The 12,670-nt window shown below is 61.8% G+C and carries 10 protein-coding genes; 1 reads left to right on the top strand and 9 read right to left on the bottom strand.

Going from position 1 to position 12,670, the window contains the following annotated elements:
• Nucleotides 1-30: 30 nt before the first annotated feature.
• From OXH74_RS17515 to OXH74_RS17480, 8 genes are all read right to left on the bottom strand, one after another.
• A complete protein-coding gene (locus tag OXH74_RS17515; protein WP_375738112.1) occupies nt 31-1,398 on the bottom strand; it encodes a DUF1329 domain-containing protein in 1,368 nt (455 codons plus the stop codon).
• 63 nt (nt 1,399-1,461) lie between these two features.
• A complete protein-coding gene (locus OXH74_RS17510; RefSeq protein ID WP_375738111.1) occupies nt 1,462-3,498 on the bottom strand; it encodes a DUF1302 domain-containing protein in 2,037 nt (678 codons plus the stop codon).
• Between the two features lie 520 nt (nt 3,499-4,018).
• Complete coding sequence (pepN, locus tag OXH74_RS17505) at nt 4,019-6,691, bottom strand: aminopeptidase N (RefSeq protein WP_375738110.1); 2,673 nt, start codon at nt 6,689-6,691, stop codon at nt 4,019-4,021.
• 111 nt (nt 6,692-6,802) lie between these two features.
• Entirely contained in the window at nt 6,803-7,630 is an 828-nt protein-coding gene (locus OXH74_RS17500) for a DUF2797 domain-containing protein (RefSeq protein ID WP_375738109.1), read from the bottom strand.
• On the bottom strand, nt 7,630-7,890 hold the full coding sequence (locus OXH74_RS17495) for a YeaC family protein (RefSeq protein WP_375738108.1): 261 nt from the start codon (nt 7,888-7,890) through the stop codon (nt 7,630-7,632). The genes OXH74_RS17500 and OXH74_RS17495 overlap by 1 nt, the downstream gene beginning before the upstream one ends.
• Nucleotides 7,891-7,928: 38 nt before the next feature.
• The gene (locus tag OXH74_RS17490) at nt 7,929-8,795 is read right to left on the bottom strand and encodes a rhomboid family intramembrane serine protease (protein ID WP_375738107.1); all 867 of its coding nucleotides are present in this window, start codon (nt 8,793-8,795) and stop codon (nt 7,929-7,931) included.
• On the bottom strand, nt 8,792-9,766 hold the full coding sequence (locus tag OXH74_RS17485; protein WP_215369102.1) for a metallophosphoesterase: 975 nt from the start codon (nt 9,764-9,766) through the stop codon (nt 8,792-8,794). The genes OXH74_RS17490 and OXH74_RS17485 overlap by 4 nt, the downstream gene beginning before the upstream one ends.
• A complete protein-coding gene (locus OXH74_RS17480; protein WP_215369100.1) occupies nt 9,766-10,653 on the bottom strand; it encodes an NAD(+) kinase in 888 nt (295 codons plus the stop codon). The genes OXH74_RS17485 and OXH74_RS17480 overlap by 1 nt, the downstream gene beginning before the upstream one ends.
• A 43-nt stretch (nt 10,654-10,696) precedes the next feature.
• Between OXH74_RS17480 and OXH74_RS17475 the strand changes: the two genes are divergently transcribed.
• Nucleotides 10,697-11,689: a DUF1853 family protein gene (locus OXH74_RS17475; protein WP_375738106.1), complete on the top strand. Its 993-nt coding sequence runs from the start codon at nt 10,697-10,699 to the stop codon at nt 11,687-11,689.
• Here the strand turns inward: OXH74_RS17475 and OXH74_RS17470 are convergent.
• Nucleotides 11,686-12,636: a 1-aminocyclopropane-1-carboxylate deaminase/D-cysteine desulfhydrase gene (locus OXH74_RS17470; protein WP_375741639.1), complete on the bottom strand. Its 951-nt coding sequence runs from the start codon at nt 12,634-12,636 to the stop codon at nt 11,686-11,688. The two genes, OXH74_RS17475 and OXH74_RS17470, sit on opposite strands and share 4 nt — an antisense overlap.
• Nucleotides 12,637-12,670 lie beyond the last annotated feature (34 nt).

The raw sequence follows: 12,670 nt of genomic DNA, 5'->3' as shown, positions 1-12,670 counted from the left end.
TCCTGCTTCAGGACTGGCCAGACAACGTGATCAACGAGTACCGCGGCGGCGCAAGGCGGAAGGCTTGAAGTAGCCGTCATCCGGAATCGCCTGGGTGAAGTCGATGGTGTTCGGCTCTTCGTTGTCCAGGTTCTGAACGTGGTAGCGGCGGGCCTGCAGATCGTGGAACACGTCCAGCGCAGACCAAGTAGTCGGTAGGTCGTAGTAGTTCTTGAGGTAGGCGACGGACACACGCCACAGCTCACCACGGCCGTCGTACTGGTCAACCACAGCGGCTTGCCAGCTGTCCTCGTCGAGGAACAGGGTGCGCTTGGAATAGATGTGGCGGGCACCCGGCTTCAGCTTGCCCTCTACGACCCACACGCGATGCAGTTCGTTACGGGTAACCGCAGGGTTCAGGTGACCCGGCTGCAGCAAGTCCTTGTACTTAACTTCGGGGCTGGAAACCTTGTAGTTGTTGTAGGGGATGTAAATCTCCTTCTTACCTACCAGCTTCCAGTCATAGCGATCTGGCGCGCCGTTGAACATGTCAGTGTCGTCGGCTGTGCGCAGGCCGTCGGCGGCAGCGATTGGAGTGTCGTACGCCAGGTTCGGCGCACGACGCACGCGACGCTGACCGGCATTGTAGGCCCAGGCCTGACGCGGGTCCTTGACCTGGTCCATGGTCTCGTGGACCAGGGTCGCACCGCCCGCCAAGCGTGCCGGGCTCTTGGTGAAGGACAGGTAGTAGAACAGGACGTTGTTCAGGTCCGCATAGCTACCTTTCGGGTTGTAGTACTTGAACAGCGCTTCCTGCTGCGAAGTCACCAGTGCATAGTCGCCGTTGCGCTGCACTGCCACTTCCGAGGCACGACGCACGATGTTGGAACCACGGTAGCGAACGATATGGTTCCACAGCGCCTCGACCCCGCTCTGCGGAATCGGGAACGGGATGCCGCCGTAAGCATCGGCGAAGCCGTTGCCACCATCGAGCAACTTGGCAGTGCTGGCGTTCTTGATGCTGTTGTCGTACACCCACTGCGGCGCCGAGCCCGAGCGACGAGTCGCGTAGACCGGCATCTGGAAGCTGTCTGGATAGGCATTGAACATGGCGATCTGACCTGGGGTCAGGTTCGCTTTGTACTGATCCAGATTGGTCTTGGTGATAGTGAACAGCGGCTTGTCCTGCGGGAACGGGTCCAGGTGATGCTGGCCTGGCTTGTAGCCGGTGGGAGCCTGGGTGATGCCGCCAGTCCAGGCCGGAATAGTGCCGGCAGCGTTGCCTGCCTTTTCAGCACCGAAGGGGGTAAGGCTGGTGCCGAGCTTGGCGGCATCCAGAGCCGAAACCGACGCCAGCGAGCCACTGGCGGAAAGCGCGAGGCCGACGGCTGCGCCGATCAGCGAAAGCTTCTTCAGCATGAGGGTTCTCCGTGATGGGTCTGTGTCGGGCGCCCAGAGACGCCCGCCTTGTTGTGTAATGGCTTAGAAGGAGTACTTGACATTGACCCCGACGTTGTCGCGGTCACGAACCGAGTTGTTCTGGCCACCGCCGAAGAACTCGGTGTATTGCAGCTCGGCTTCCAGGCTGTTCAGGTAGCTGGCCTTGACACCAACGGTGTAAGCCTTGCGACCCTCGATGAAGTTGCCGGTCTGGTAGGAGTTACCCTCGAAGTCGTCCTTGTAGACCACGTACGGCGAAATGTTCACGCCAGCGTATACGTCATTCCAGGTACCGGACATCAACAGCGTGTAGCCGTAGGCGTTCTTGTTGACCTGGTCATCGCGATCGCCTCCGGAAACGTAGGAGTTGTTGCCACGGCCGGAGTAGTAGCGATTCTGGCCGGTGAAATCGGTGTACTGGAGGTCGCTGCCGCGCAGGTGCTCGGACGCCAGCTCAGCGACGCCGACCAGCGAGTCGAACGACAGCGATGGGCCGAAGTTGTAGATAGTACCCAGCGAGGTGTTGAAGGCCTCGACACGCTCGTAGTTATGGATTTCGTCACCCAGCTGGACTTGCTGCCCACCAATATTGACCACACGGTTGGAGGCCAGCTGCGGAGCCTGACGCAGCAAATCACCCAGCAAGTCGTTGGTGGTGGCGATGCCGATCGGCAGGTTGGGACGGTAGGCCAGCTCACCGAAGACCGAGGCTTCGCCGATAGTGGTGTTGAAGCTCAGTCCGTACATGCGGATGTCTTCGGCGTACTCGCGCTGGGCGTTCACCTGGTTGGCCACGTCGATGGTCGCCACGCCGCCCGCAGCGGTGGTGGCCGCCGTCGTCAGGGCATTGGAGTAGGCACGTGCCAGGGCGGGGTTCAAGGCCGGATTGGCAAGGACCGCTTGCAGCTGGGCAACGGAAATACCCGCCCCAGCAGCCACCGCTTGCTGTACCTGGGGCGCAATTGCGGTTGCGGCCTGGCCAGCGATCTGGGCCAGGTTCAAGCCGGCATAATCGCCCAGGTTGGCGGCGATGGTCGGCTCTTTGGCGTGATAGTTGACGAAATAGAAGCCAAACTCGGTGGAGTTCAGTTCTTCAGCAATGTAGCGGAAGGCCACGCCGAACTGGCCGTCGTTCTTGGCATTGATGTCCGGACCGATGGAGGCGACCTTGATGTTGCCACTGGCATCGACGGTGCGGCCGCCCTGCAGCCCGCCGACGCCGAAGCGGCTCAGGCCCGAGTAAAGGCCAGCGACCGGCAGCAGTGCACGCTGGGTTGAGTAGGCGGTATTGCCACCTTCGGCAAAGAGATCGGTCTCGGAGTAGTAGGTGCCAACCGGGTCAATGGCCGACTCTTTCCAGTTCCACTGGTAGAAAGTCTCCATCGACAGGTTCTCGGTCAGCCCGAGGTTGAAGCTCAGGGCTTCGACCGGCACCAGCACTTCTTTGAGCTCCGAGCCCGGCAGGCGGAACTTGGCGGCATCGACCGGGTTGGTAGTGTTCACGCCGCCACGGTAGAAGATGCCCTCCCCCCAGTTGAATACCTGCTTGCCGATACGGCCGGTAACCGGCATGTCGGCCACGTCCCAGTTGCCATAGAGGTACGCATCGAGAATCTGCGCATCACGGCCGGCCTTGTGGCGGGTCTGATAGGTGAAGCTGTCGTCGTTCGGGAAGTTCTGGCTGGGCTGAACCGGATTGTTGTTGTCCAGGTAGTCGTTGCGCTTATCCATGATCTGAGTGTCATAGAACGCAGTACCACGAACGAACATGCCGTAGTTCTTGTAAGTCGCCTCCAGGTCGGAAGTGATCTTGTAGACCTCGGAGACCAGCCCGGTGTCGAAGTTGCGGTTGCCGTCGTTGGTGTTGATGTCGTCGTTGGTCTTGTCCTGCCCCTGCACGCGCCACAACTGCCCATAGGAGACGGTGGTGTCGAGAGAACCGGAGATCTCGTTATTGGCGAAGCTGAATTCCACCGCCTGGGCGTGGGCAGCGACCAGAAGTGGCAGGATGCCAGCAAAGGCATAACCTGCCTTGGCCGGCGCAAAACGCAGTACGGGCTTGCGGGACTTGAGTTCCATCGAGTCTTACTCCGTGGACGATTCACTTTGTTATGGGCGGCCCGTCAGGCAGGTCCGCTATTGAGCCGTTTTGACGGCCTTTTTCTTGGGGCACCAGGAACTCCCCAGCGCAGAGCGCCCCATTGCGAATGCACTGAAATGGGGCGAAACGGTAGGCGGTGTTTGCAACCATGGTGCCAACTCGACAGAAGGCGTCAGAAAACCTTCGAGGGTCTGGCGACAGAATTAAGTCAAACAAGTGACTGATCATCCACTGATCAATCCCGAGAAAAGTGTCCGATCTTGTCGGACGATCTGGCTCGATTTGTCACTCAAGATCACACTTGAAGTTCTTGCACGCTCATGCCAAAAACGCTCTAGTCAAGCATTTTGTGGGCCTTTCAGACGAAAATCGTCTGATGGGAAGTGCTGTTATTTCATCAGGTAACAAAAAAGTGTTACCAGAGCTAACCGGTAACACTTTCAGGAGGAGGACCTAAAGAGGGGCAACCCACCTTGGAAGGTGGGCTGGCGAGGCAGGTCAGGCCAGGCTTTTGCTCACGACTTCATAAACGTCGCTGGAAAGTTCACCGGAGGCGAGGATGCGCTCCAGTTCGGCCTTCATCAGCTGCTGGCGGCTGGTATCGTACTTGCGCCAACGGGTCAGCGGCGTCAGCTGACGGGAGGCGATCTGGGGGTTGAGCGCGTTCAGTGCGATGACGTGATCGGCGAGGAAGCGATATCCCGCACCATCTGCGCGGTGGAAGTTGACCAGGTTCTGGTTGGCGAATGCGCCAATCAGCGCGCGGACCTTGTTCGGGTTCTTCAGGGTGAAGGCCGGGTGTTTCATCAATTCCTGCACCCGCTCCAGCCCGCCGGGCAGGCCGCAGCCAGCCTGAACACTGAACCACTGGTCCATCACCAGGGGATCGTCCTTGAAGTACTCGGCAAAGCGCCGAAGGGCGTCGGCCTTGTCTTGTTCAAAGGAGGAATTAACCAGCACTGCGAGCGCCGACAGGCGTTCGGTCATGTTGTCGCAGTCATTGAACTGCTCCAGGCAAGCCTCCAGCACCTCGGCCTCCCCACTCTGCATCAGGTAGGAGAGGGCGATGTTCTGCAATGTACGCCGAGCGATGTGCGCCGCCTCCGCGATGTAGCCGGTTTCGCGAGAAAGCGCCCGATTCGCGCGGTAGCGAGCCAGCAGCGGCTGGTACAGTGCCTCTCCGATGGCCACACGGGCAAAGTCGCGGGCCGCATGGATCGCCTCTACGTCGGCGACTTCGCTGATCTCGGTGAGATAGGCCTCACTCGGCAGCGAGAGCATCTCGGCAACCATTGCCTGATCCAGCGACTCATCACCCAAAAGGGTGTCGAACGCCTTGACCAGGCGAGAATCCAGCACCAGCGGCTCACCCTTCTGGTGCTGGGCGATCAGTTCCTGGAGGACCTGGACAGAGAGCTGCTGGCCAGCCTCCCAGCGGTTGAAACCATCGCTGTCGTGTTGCATCAGGAACATCAGCTGGTCGCGACTATAGGGGAAGCTTAGCTTCACCGGTGCGGAGAACCCACGCAGCAGGGACGGCAATGGTCGCTCGGGGATATCGACAAAGGTGAGGCACTGCTCCGTCTCGGTGAGCGCCAACACGCGGCCGACACCCTGAGCAGCTCCCTCGCCTTGCAGGCGCAGCGGTAGCTCGTTGCCCTTGCCGTCCAGCAGGCCCAGGGCCAGCGGAATGACGAAAGGCGCTTTTTCCTTCTGGCCAGGAGTCGCCGGGCAACTCTGGCGGAAGGTCAGGCTGTAGGTCTTCGCCTGGGCATCGTAGCTTTCCTCCACCTGCAGGCGCGGCGTGCCGGACTGGCTATACCAACGCTTGAACTGGGTCAGCTCGACCCCGTTGGCATCCTCCATGGCCTTGACGAAGTCATCGCAGGTCACCGCCTGACCATCATGGCGTTCGAAGTAGAGGTCCGTGCCCTTGCGGAAACCTTCGGCGCCCAGCAGGGTGTGAATCATGCGTACCACTTCGGCGCCCTTTTCGTACACGGTCAGGGTGTAGAAGTTGGAGATCTCCATAAAGGAGTCCGGGCGCACCGGGTGGGCCATCGGGCCGGCATCCTCGGCAAACTGGTTGGTACGCAGGAAGGCAACGTCCTCGATGCGCTTGACCGCACGCGAGTTCATGTCCGCAGAGAACTCTGCATCACGGAAAACGGTAAAGCCTTCCTTAAGCGAAAGCTGGAACCAGTCGCGGCAGGTGACGCGGTTACCCGACCAGTTATGGAAATACTCGTGGGCCACCACCGCCTCGACGCGCTGATGGGCGGCATCGGTGGCAGTCTCGGCCTTGGCCAGCACGCAACTGGAGTTGAAGATATTGAGCCCCTTGTTCTCCATGGCACCCATGTTGAAGTCGTTGACGGCAACGATCATGAAGATGTCGAGGTCGTACTCGCGACCATAGACCTCTTCATCCCAGCGCATGGACTTTTTCAGGCTGTCCATGGCGTGCTGGACCTTGTCGATGTTCTCCGGCTCGACATAGATGCGCAGCGCCACTTCGCGCTGGCTCATGGTGGTGAAGGTGTCTTCCACACACCAGAGGTCGCCCGCCACGAGGGCAAACAGGTAGGCTGGCTTCTTGAACGGATCCTGCCAGGTCGCCCAGTGACGGCCGCCCTCCTCCGCCCCGCTGGCCATCGGGTTGCCGTTTGACAGCAGGACCGGGTAACGATGCTGCTCGGCAGTGATGGTGGTAGTGAAGGTGCTCATCACATCCGGGCGGTCGAGATAATAGGTGATCTTGCGGAAGCCCTCGGCCTCGCATTGGGTGCAGAACATGGTGCCGGATTTGTATAGGCCTTCCAGCGCGGTATTGCTCTCTGGATGGATGCGCACGGTGCTGTCGAGGGTGAACTGGCTGGCGACAGGCTGCAGGGTCAGGTGGCTATCGTCCAGTTGGTAGTCGCCTTCACCCAGCACGCGGTCGTCCATCGCCAGCGACAGTAGCTCCAACTGCTGCCCGTCCAGCACCAGCGGCGGCAAGCCCGCCCCCGAATCGCCGGCGGCACGCTCGGGGTTGCGGCGGATCACCAGCTGGGCATGCACCAGGCTGTGATCCTCGTACAGCTCGAAGGTCAGGTTGGTCTCGTCGATCAGGTACTCAGGCGCCTGATAGTCCTTGAGGTAAATGACTTTCGGTTGCTCGGTGCGCATGGTCGTCTCTTCGATTGAGCAGCGGCGCCGAACCTTGGGCCGCGCGGGGTGATTGGGTCCAAGGTCGGAGTATGGACGAATCCATGCCGACCTGGATGACAAGCCAGGGGGTCAGCTGCTGATGGCGACCTGGTAGGCCGTGAATTTGCGTAGGTTGATCACGCCCGTGTCGAGGATCAGGTACTGGCCCTTGATGCCCCGCAGGGTACCTTCGACCACCGGCGTCTTGTCCAGGTCGAAGCTGACGACCTTGGTCGGATAGGCATCCACGGGGTAGCTGATCTCGATCGGCTGGCTGTCGGTGAGGAGTTGGATCGCCTGCAAGCCGAAGCGCTCCTGCAGCATCTTCAGGCCTTCGCCGCAAGTGTCGAACAACTGGTCACGCGTGGCGGCGAGGTCCAGCGGCGGCGCCTCGCCCTTGAGCATTGCGCGCCAGTTGGTGCGGTCGGCAACCTGGCTGCGCAGCAGGTCCTCGACGAACCCGGACTGCTGCCGGGTGGCGACGCGCAGGATGGGCAACGCCTGGCTGGCACCTTGGTCGATCCACCGAACGGGAACCTGGCTGCTGCGAGTGATGCCAACCTTGATGCCCGATGAGTTGGCCAAATAGACCATGTGTTCGGTCATGCAGAAGCGCTCGCCCCACTCCGGCTCGCGGCAGGTGCCCTGGTCGTAGTGGCACTTCTCCGGGCTCATGATGCAGCTGTCGCATTGCGCCAGTTTGATAAAGCAGGGGTAGCAATAGCCCTGGCTGAAGCTTTTCTTGGTCTTGCGCCCGCAGTGGCAGCAGTGGATGGCGCCAAGATATTCCAGGCGCAACATCTGGCCTATCAGCGGATTGGCAGCAATTTCCGTGTCATCCAGGCGAAACCCGTACTGCACAGGAGCCTCAAGGCGCGCTGACATCTTGCTCAGGGCGCCGCGTCCGAGTTCCTGCATCAGTGGACCGTATTCGATTTGAAGAGGAGGTTGGGAATCGGCTCGGACTTGGAGCTGCACTCCTGCGGCCCCATGTAGCCGGTGCGCTCTTCCTCGGGCAGGTTCTTCAGTTCCCAGGCGATGACGGCCTGCAAAGACAGCTCCTTCTGCTCTTGGGTCAACTTGCGGCCATCCGGCCACTTGCCGATCTCCACGGCGAGCTTGAGGCTCTCGTAGACATCCAGGGTGATGTTGCTGATCAGTTGGGCGAAAGACGACATGGGCAGCTCACGGGGACGTTTGAGACAGACTGCGCATTCTAACGGCGAGCGCGCGCCAATGCACCGCCTAGCAGCCCCGTGGCACAGCCCACCACCAAACCGCCGACATGCGCCGCGTTGGCAATGGCGCCAAACCCCAGCGCAGTGATCAGACCCGACAGGCATACCAGCAGCCACACCAGCATCATCACCATGACGCCTGGCGGGAGCCTGTAAGCAGGGCACGGAGCCAGGCGCTGGAACACCCAGCAATGGCCTAGCAGGCCGTAAAGTACGCCGGACAAGCCACCGAACAGCGATGGCCCGCTGGTCAGGTACTGGGCAAAATTGGACACCAGGCTGAAACCGATGGTCAGGCCGAGCAACATGAAACCACCCTGGCGAGACTCGATGCGTCGCCCCAGCTCCCAGTACCACATCGCATTCATCGCAAGATGAAGGATGCCGAAGTGGATCAGCATGGGCGTCACCAGGCGCCACCACTGCCCCGACTCCAGCGTTTCCGCCAGCGAGGCGAAGTAGACGTAGTCGCCGTGGATCTGGAAATCCTGAAAGCTCAGCCAGCGGATTATCGAGAAGTTCTCGCCCAGGCCGGTCGCCCCGGCCACGATCAGCGTCAAGAGCAGCATCAAGCTGGTCAGGCGGCTGGCCTTCAACTGACCGAGCAGGCCGGCACGCGGCTCCTCACGCGGTGCTTGCCCCGGCAATTGGAACTGTGGGTCGCCCTCGGGAAATCGTTGGTAAAGCCCGCGAACCTGCTCCGCCTGCTGCGGCCCCGGCACCCACAACACCTGTTCGCCGGATTCCTCGCTAACCCGAAACGGCACATCCAGGCGCCGCAATAATTCGATGAAACCGCTCAGGTCCACCGAGAGGGGCAAACGTAATACTTCAATCGCACTCATTGGGGATCCTCGGGGCGCTCCACTTCGACCCAGACGAACTTATCCGGGTCCAGGCGATGCTCCTGGTCGAGCCGGTAAGCGACCAGCTTGCCGTACATCACGGCGCTGTAATCCAGGCAGGCCAGATTCGGCCGGATCGGCGCCGGGCGGCCCCGTCGCCAGTAGTGGCCAATGAAGAGCAAGGGCTCTTCAGCGCCATAACTGAGCAGCCGCGACTTGTGCGCCCGGGATAACGGCTGGCTGGCAACCTGCTCAGGCAGGGCGTCGGGTTGGAACACCACGTCACCATAGGTCTGCGGATCGTCAGCCCAGAACTTGGTGCGAAACACCGAGCGGGTGAAGCCGTCGCTGCCGGTGAGGGTCATACCGCCCGGCAGAGGCAGATCGGTGCCCCGCAGGAGCCGGTCGAACACCTGGCTGGAGAAGCTTCGAGGATCGGCGGCGGCCTGCAGGAACGCCTCGTCTATGCGGCCGTCGCCATATCGGGTTCGCAGCGCCTCGACGGTGTCGGCGTCCCAGCAGGCGTGCACCATGCGAAAGTGGCCGGTATCGATGAACAGCGGCAGCTCGTAGAACCAACGGAGGAAGTCGTGCCAGTCCGCCGGATGGCCTTCGAACTGGTCGAGTGTTTCCTTGATCAGCCTGGCGTGCCTCGGGGTGTGTTCACGGACGAACTGGCGCCCGCTGCCAGGGGGTGCCAGCGTACTCCAACCCAGTGCGTTGTATTCATGGTTACCCATGATGCACAGCGCCTGCCCCGCCTCGACCATGGCGTGAACCAGATGCAACGCCTCACGAATCCGCGGACCACGATCGATGATGTCGCCCAGGAACAGTGCCATGCGCTGCGGGTGCTGCCAGACATCGCCACGCTTGCAATAGCCAAGCAGGTCGAGCAACCGCTCTAGGCTAAGCGCGCAACCGTGAACGTCGCCAATAAGGTCGTAGCCACGGCTGGGATCGAGGTTCATCAGTCGCCTCCGCCGAGCCGGCTGCCCCACCCCAGCTTGGTCCGGCAGACCTGGTAATAGTTGTGATCCAGCGGGTGGATCAGGCGCAGCTTCTGGGGTTTCTTGGCGACTGTGATGGTATCGCCCGGGGCGCAGGTGAAGTGATTCTGGCCGTCGCAGGACACCAGCGGATAAATCTGCAAGTTCGGCGAAACCACGATCTTCAACTCACTGTTGCTATCGACCACGATCGGGCGGCTGGACAGCGTGTGCGGGTACATCGGCACGACGACAATGGCATCCAGCTTGGGATGCATGATCGGCCCGCCCGCCGACAGCGCGTAGGCCGTTGAGCCGGTGGGTGTGGCAATGATCAGACCGTCGGCCTTTTGGCTGCAGACGAATTGGCCGTCGATGTGCAACTCGAACTCGATCATCTTCGTTGACTTGCCCGGGTGCAACACCACATCGTTGAGCGCATCGCCCTGACCGATCGCTTCGCCATGGCGGCGCACCTCCGCCTCCAGCAGGAAGCGGCTCTCGACGCTGTAGTGGCCGTCGAGCACCTCGGCAACCTTCACCTCCAGTTCGTCGGGGAGGATGTCGGTGAGAAAGCCGAGGCTGCCACGGTTGACCCCAAGTACCGGCACGTTCTGCCGTGACAGGGCGCGAGCAGCGCCGAGCATGCTGCCATCGCCGCCGACGACAATTACCAGGTCGCATACTTCGCCCAGGATCTTGCGGGTCGACGTTTGCAGGCCGTGGCCCGGCAGTACTTCGGCAATGGTATCTTCGAGGATCACATGGAGATGGCGATCCAGCAGGAATCTCTTCAGCCGGCGGATGGTGTCGAGCACGTGGGGACTGCCCAGGCGACCGATGATGCCGATATTGCGGAATTGCTCCATGGGGCTCCAGGACGGCTCTGCAACGGGAAGGAATAGCGGAATTATGGGGGAAACGCCCAAGCAGCGGCAAACCGCCCTCGGCTATGCTCGCAGCATGCACGCTTTCGACTCGATGCTCGACCTGCCCCGGCACCTTCGCCAGCCCAGCGTTCGCGACCTGGCGTGGGCGCTGCTGTCCCCGCCCCTGCTCAGCCAGGCCCCCTGGCGCCAGCGCCATCCGCTGAGCGCCAGCGACTGGGCTCGTGCGCCTGAGCGACTGGAAGCCTGGCTGCGATGCTTGGACCAGAATAGCGCGCCGCTCGATGCCTGGCTGGCACAAGGCGCCAACCGGCGCCTGGGGCTGTACTACGAGCGCCTTTGGCAGTTCGCCCTGGACCAGGCGCCCGGCGTCGAGTTGCTGGCAGCCAACCTGCCAATCCGCCTAGGCGGGCACACCCTCGGCGAACTCGACCTGCTGCTACGAGACGAAGAAGGCGTGCACCACCTCGAATTGGCGATCAAACTCTACCTCGGACCGCGCCATGGCGATGGCAGCAGCCCCTCCGAATGGCTCGGCCCCGGCAGTCACGACCGGCTTGACCGCAAACTGGAGCACCTGAGTCTGCACCAGCTACCGCTGTCTGCCAGCCCCGAAAGCCAACCGGCGCTGACCCAGTTCAGCAGCCAGCCGGTCAGCGCGGAGCTCTGGCTGGGCGGCTATCTCTTCTACCCGTGGCCCGGCGGTTGCACAGCGCCCCACGGCGCTAACCCGGCGCACCTGCGCGGGCACTGGTTGCGCCGCAGCGCACTTTCGGATTTTTTCCAGCAAAGCGCTGAGGGCCATTGGCAGGCCTTGCCACGCCATGCCTGGTTGGCGCCCGCGCGTTGCGAACCTACAGCGATCTGGCCGGCAGAAAGGTTGCAGGACTGGCTGGAGCAATTACCTGAAGATGCGCCTGCCCAACTGTTGGTGCGTATGGTGCCGGGCGAAGACGCAGATTGGCATGAAGCCGAGCGAGCCTTCGTAGTCAGCGACCGCTGGCCGCTGAACCCCTAGCGCGGGTCAGGCGCTGAAGCCAGTTGCTGCAGACGCAGCTCGAGGGACCGACGTCCTTGCAGCCCTCCGGTGTGCAGCACCACCAGGCGGGAGCCACGCGGAATATCCCCGGCCTCTACCTGCTCTCGCAAGGCCAGCAAGACCTTTGCGGTGTACAGCGGCTCAAGCGTCACTCCGGCTTCTTGTTCGGTTTCCAGCAGACAACGCGCCACAGCCACATCCAGTCGCGCAAATCCCCCGCGACTGGCGTCCACCAGGTGGTAGCCCTCATCTGGCACCCCAGCCTGTTGGAGGATGGCTCGCACCTGCTTGTCCACACCATGGCCCGGCGGAACCGCCAATGCACCATAGACCGGGTGTCGCCCTACCTCACCCAGCACCAGGCCGGCCAACGTCGTACCGGTACCAGCCGCCAGCCAGAGCGCGTCATAATCCTTCCAGCCTATCGACTCGAGCTGCTCGCGGATCATCATCACCAGCCCCATGCAACCATGAGCCCCGTCCAGGCCGCCGCCACCTTCCGGAACTGCGACGTAGCCTGGATACCGCTGCAGCCAGGGGGCCCAGAACCCGGCCTGATGCCGGCTCCGATAAGCGCCATAGCCCAGCCAATGGAGCTGCATACCGAAGGCTTGCAGCTCCTGCACAGTTTCCGTGTCCTGAGGCTCGCCACGGAGCAAGCCCACGGTAGGGAAACCAAAACGTTTACCGGCAGCAGCCAAGGCATGCAGATGGTTCGAATGGGCACCGCCCAGACTGACAACGCCATCGGCACCCTCCTGACAGGCACGCTCGAGGTGGGGCGCCAGCTTGAACCACTTGTTGCCGGAGATCAGCGCATCGATTTCCTCGAGGTGCAACATGGCCACCTCGACCCCAGCCGCATCCAGCCAGGAGAGCGGCAAGGCTCTGAGTTCGGCGCGGGGTTTCCAATCAGGCAGATGCAGGGGCAATTTCGAGACCGAGGTAACCGATTCAAGC

Source organism: Metapseudomonas boanensis, from assembly GCF_042232855.1.
GTDB classification, from domain to species: domain Bacteria; phylum Pseudomonadota; class Gammaproteobacteria; order Pseudomonadales; family Pseudomonadaceae; genus Metapseudomonas; species Metapseudomonas boanensis.
This window is presented reverse-complemented; position numbering and strand designations above follow the sequence as displayed.

Coding starts and splice junctions, on each gene's coding strand:
- OXH74_RS17515 (WP_375738112.1), bottom strand. CDS start 1,398: ATGCTGAAGAAGCTTTCGCTGATCGGCGCAGCCGTCGGCCTCGCGCTT.
- OXH74_RS17510 (WP_375738111.1), bottom strand. CDS start 3,498: ATGGAACTCAAGTCCCGCAAGCCCGTACTGCGTTTTGCGCCGGCCAAG.
- pepN (WP_375738110.1), bottom strand. CDS start 6,691: ATGCGCACCGAGCAACCGAAAGTCATTTACCTCAAGGACTATCAGGCG.
- OXH74_RS17500 (WP_375738109.1), bottom strand. CDS start 7,630: ATGCAGGAACTCGGACGCGGCGCCCTGAGCAAGATGTCAGCGCGCCTT.
- OXH74_RS17495 (WP_375738108.1), bottom strand. CDS start 7,890: ATGTCGTCTTTCGCCCAACTGATCAGCAACATCACCCTGGATGTCTAC.
- OXH74_RS17490 (WP_375738107.1), bottom strand. CDS start 8,795: ATGAGTGCGATTGAAGTATTACGTTTGCCCCTCTCGGTGGACCTGAGC.
- OXH74_RS17485 (WP_215369102.1), bottom strand. CDS start 9,766: ATGAACCTCGATCCCAGCCGTGGCTACGACCTTATTGGCGACGTTCAC.
- OXH74_RS17480 (WP_215369100.1), bottom strand. CDS start 10,653: ATGGAGCAATTCCGCAATATCGGCATCATCGGTCGCCTGGGCAGTCCC.
- OXH74_RS17475 (WP_375738106.1), top strand. CDS start 10,697: ATGGGGGAAACGCCCAAGCAGCGGCAAACCGCCCTCGGCTATGCTCGC.